Consider the following 3782-nt stretch of genomic DNA (forward strand, 5'->3'; position numbering starts at 1 on the left):
GTCGCTCGCCTCGCGGTCGTAGAGCCTGCCGGACCAGGCGCTGATGCGCAGGCTGACCAGCATGGCGTCCCGGGTGAGGTCCATTGGAATTCCTCCTCTCGGTCTATCGGAGAGTCCACAGGGGGACCTGGATTGCGGCGGAGAGCTTCCGCCGCGCGGCATCGCGACTGCGCGCCGTCACGGCGTACTCGCGCGACGGGGCATCGCCGGCCGGATAGTGGTTGATCATCCAGCACTGCATGGTCTCCTCCTTTACCGGGTCCTGGCGGCGGCCCAGCGGATGAAGGCGGGGGAGCGCTGGAGCGCAGGGTCGCGGCGCACGCACGCTCCCACCAGCGACTCTCCCACCTCCCTCCTGAGCCGCTCCGCAAAGGTCACGATGGCGTCCATGGTGACGTCTGTCGCAAGACGGTAGAGCGAGCCGCAGAGCGCCATCAACGCGCTCGCGTTCTCCGGGATGTTCGCGTTGGCGGGGTCGTTCAGGACCGCCCTGGGATGGGGCAGCTCACGCCAGACGTTCAGGAACGCCGAGAACTCCACCGCCGCCGCCTCGCCAACGGTCCCCCGGAAAAGCGCCCGCTCCGTTGCCGGATCGAGCCCGTTCCGGTGTTTGACGATGTTGCTGACTGCCTCCCAGGTGCGCGGACAGGGAAACGCTTTCTCCGTGGACTGCGGATCGAACCGGTGCAGGAGGTCGGGCTGGTAGGTGACGAAGAAAAGTACCTCGGAAACGATGCCGTGGGCGGCGCCCCAGGCGAGCCAGTCTTCGACATCGACGCGGATCTCCAGGTGGACGAAGCGCGAGGCCAGGGGAGTGGGCATGCGGTGGACGACGCCTCGGTCTGTCTCCCGGTTGCCGCAGGCGATGAGCGAGGCGCCCTCGGGCAACTCGTACTCGCCCACCTTGCGGTCGAGAACCAACTGGTACAGAGCCGCCTGAACCATGGGGACAGCGGAGGGCAGTTCTTCGAGGTTGATGAGCCAGCGGCCTGGATCGTCGGACGGGGGCAGGAATGCGGGCGGAGCCCAGCGCGTGCGGTCATCGGCGTCGCGCCAGGGGATGCCGCGGAGATCGACGGGGTCGAGCAGCAGAGCCCGGACGTCCACGTACTGCCGGTTCGTGGCAGCGGCCACCTGCTGGGCGATCTGGCTCTTGGCGGCCCCGGGTGGCCCCCACACCACTACCGGCTGGCGGGCCTCGACCAGCATGGCGAGGACCTCTGCGAGCTCGCTAGGGCGGAGCGTGTAGTCGGCGGAAATCTTCTCGGGAAGGGGCATGGGCAACCTCCATGATGGGGGGAAGATGGAAACGGAGCGGGTACCTTCCGGGACTGCCCGGCCCGCGCCCCGCCGCGGCTAGCCTCCGGCTCTTCGTGCTGGAGCGCCCGGCGGGCGGATGGACCCGGACGTCGTGCGGCAATGCTGGAACCGTTGGTGACAGAGCCTCGCACGCGCGGTCGTGATCCTCGGTGGAGTGGTGTGGGGCATGGCGGCGCCCTCCCGTGCCGGTGGCGTTGGCGAGCCCGGCTCGCCTGCCAGCCGCCACAAGGGCGCGGATGACCGCCCGCGCTCCGGGATTCGCACGGGCCGGCTACGACCTCCGGCGGCGGGAGACGCACGGGTGGAGCCCGAGGCGCCGGGTGGATGCGTGGCTGGAGACCGGGCGGCCGCGCGTATCTGAACCGTGGCCGCCCGGTCCCGGCGAGGAGTCATTTCCGGAACCTGATGGGACGCGACCACGGGCGAGCCGGCGATTCGCCTCGCCCTGGCGGCGCGAGAGCGTGTCGCGGAAAGCACCGGGAGCCATACCCCGGCTTGCGTTTTCACGGCCTGCACCCGTGATGTATGATTCGTGGCGGAGACCGCGATGAGGACGGACCTTTCGAAGTGGCCCGGCGGGGTAGATCCAGTCTGGCGGCTTCTTGAGCCGGCGAGCGTCGTAGCGCTTCGCGCCGAGCCGTCGGCCGCGAACCGCACGCTCAGACTCGCGGTCGACCTTCCGGACGAAGCGCTCGGCGAGTCGGCGTTCGTGCGCAATGCATTGATCGTGCTCGAGCGGGTGGACAGGGACGGGTGGCTGCGGCTCACCGGCAAGGGGAACTTCAGGCGGGATGCCGTTGCGGCGATGCGGGAGTCGATGACCTGGCCCGGGATGGAGGCGACCGAGCATTTCCGCACCGGAAAGACGTTTCGCGAGGGCGATGTATGGGAGCTCCATCTGCTGCACCGGCTGCTGGACATGGCCGGGCTGCTGGAGGGACGGGCGGGGTTGTGCCAGGTGACCGCCCTGGGGCGGGAGATGCTGGGAGCGGGGAGACGGGGGGCGCTTCAGGCGATCCTGTTCCGGCATGTGTTCTGGCACGCCGAACTCTGGCGCTTCATCGAGACGTTTCCCCGCGGGTTGCCGGGGAGATGGCCGCAGGACGACATGGGCGTGATCCTGTGGGGCCTCTCCCACCTGGCGGGCGAGGGGCAGAGCGTGGACACGCTCGCCACTCTTTGCGCGGTTCGCGACGGGTCGGTGGCGAACCTGCACTGGAATGCGGAGGGCACGATGTTTGCGGGACGGGTTCTCGGACCGCTGCGTTGGTTCGGGTTGCTCGAATGGCGGTTGCCGCTGGATTTCCTCGATGCCCGATGCTGGCGAAAGACCGCGCTGTTCGACCGGTTCCTGTCGTTCGACGTCCGGCTCGCGGAACGTCCCGCCGGTGGTCACTAGTGTTGCGGGAAAATGGTTGATTCGTTTGCTGGCAAACGCCACGAAGCGACGGTCGTCGTGGGCGCGGACGGGGGACGCGTGTCGCCTGCCCGCGCGGTGTCAACAAATCCTCCCGCCGCGGCGATAGAAACGGAGCCGGCACTACTGGCACAGTGGAGCAACTGCCACAACAATGCGTTGAGAACAGGCGTTCGTCGGCCGCAACCATGCTGCTCTGCCGCGATCCTGTGCATGGGGCTCGACGGCATTGTCGGACACCCGATTCCATCCGGCGACAAGTGATGGTCCACGACGAGGAACTGAGAGCGAAGCTCGCCAAGGTGGAAGCGCTGTTCCGCGGCGCTGGCTCCGCGGGAGAGCGGGCCGCCGCCGGGGCCGCGATGGGTCGCCTGAGCGGCCCGGAGGGGGACCGCGAGCCGGAGGTGGAACTCCAGTTCACGCTGCCCGACACGTGGTCGGTCAGCCTCTTCGTCGCGGTCTGCCGCAAGCACGGCGTGCGTCCCTACCGGTATGCGCGCCAACGCCGCACGACGGTCATGGTGCGCGCCCGCGAGCGCGCCTTCCACCGGGTGGTGTGGCCGGAGTTCAGCCGGCTTCAGACTGAACTCGAGGTCTACTTCCACGACGTTACGGACCACCTGGTCACGCACGCAATGGGTGCGGACGGCGATGACAGCGGCCTCGACCGGTGATGGCCCGTCCGCGCCGTTCCGGCGAAGCGGCGCGTTGCTCAACCTGATGCCCGGGGGCGTCATGGCCTCGCGGCCCGCTCAAGCGGCCGTTTCCCCGCGGTCGAGGCCGCAGCCCCTCCTGCCGGAGCCGGGACCCGTTCTGCACATCGCGCTTCACCGCAACCAGGGCCGTTGGCTCATCGGGAACAATTCGCTTTTCAACGGCCAATCCGTTACCCTCGGATACCGTTCCACAACGGCGGCCAGCAACGGAAGGAGACACCCGGGATGGCGACGACCGCAAACCGCAAGGCCACGGCGCTCAAGGAGGCCATGACCAAGACCCAACTCTTGAACACCTTGTCCGAATCGACCGGGCTCCAAAGGAAGGA

4 protein-coding genes are annotated in these 3782 nt (G+C 68.4%); 2 read left to right on the forward strand and 2 right to left on the reverse strand.

Annotated features, from left to right (window positions below):
• Nucleotides 1–103: 103 nt before the first annotated feature.
• On the reverse strand, nucleotides 104–241 hold the full coding sequence (locus tag OXF11_17670) for a hypothetical protein (GenBank protein ID MCY4488929.1): 138 nt from the start codon (nucleotides 239–241) through the stop codon (nucleotides 104–106).
• Between the two features lie 11 nt (nucleotides 242–252).
• Nucleotides 253–1278, reverse strand: a complete 1026-nt coding sequence (locus OXF11_17675) for a MoxR family ATPase (protein ID MCY4488930.1) — start codon at nucleotides 1276–1278, stop codon at nucleotides 253–255.
• 589 nt (nucleotides 1279–1867) lie between these two features.
• Between OXF11_17675 and OXF11_17680 the strand changes: the two genes are divergently transcribed.
• Together OXF11_17680 and OXF11_17685 are read left to right on the forward strand one after the other, a co-directional pair.
• Entirely contained in the window at nucleotides 1868–2719 is an 852-nt protein-coding gene (locus OXF11_17680; protein MCY4488931.1) for a hypothetical protein, read from the forward strand.
• Nucleotides 2720–3000: 281 nt separating this feature from the next.
• On the forward strand, nucleotides 3001–3411 hold the full coding sequence (locus OXF11_17685) for a hypothetical protein (GenBank protein ID MCY4488932.1): 411 nt from the start codon (nucleotides 3001–3003) through the stop codon (nucleotides 3409–3411).
• Nucleotides 3412–3782: the final 371 nt, after the last annotated feature.

Source organism: Deltaproteobacteria bacterium, from assembly GCA_026712905.1.
Classification (GTDB): Bacteria; Desulfobacterota; Binatia; order UBA9968; family JAJDTQ01; genus JAJDTQ01.